The organism is Planococcus sp. RAB007_Raresut (genome assembly GCF_057369535.1).
Genome location: NZ_JBXYIF010000144.1, coordinates 1 through 264, shown reverse-complemented (window position 1 = coordinate 264; position 264 = coordinate 1). Strand labels below are relative to the sequence as shown.

The 264-nt window shown below is 49.2% G+C and carries 1 protein-coding gene; it reads right to left on the bottom strand.

Annotated features, from left to right (window positions below; translation table 11 throughout):
* Window positions 1–163: ribosomal L7Ae/L30e/S12e/Gadd45 family protein (locus AC2Q9J_RS18065; protein WP_499042079.1), on the bottom strand; the 163-nt coding region annotated here is incomplete at its 3' end.
* Window positions 164–264: the final 101 nt, after the last annotated feature.

Genomic DNA, 264 nt, shown 5'->3' with positions numbered 1-264 from the left:
CACATTTGTCAGTGACTCGTTTTTTCGTCGAGGCACCTGCATCTCCGGCTAGAATGACGAGCTTGGCACGACCTGCTCGTACATCCTTTAATACAAACTCTTCTCCCATCGTTACTTTCCTCGCTCGAGCAGCAAGGCCTAACAATGATTCCCACTGGCTCATGATTCGCCACCTGCGACAGCTTTCAACTGTTCATACAAGTCGTCGCTCGTCTTTACTTTCAAGTGATGGTCGAGCGTCCGTTTTTTCTCTGCTTGACGAAC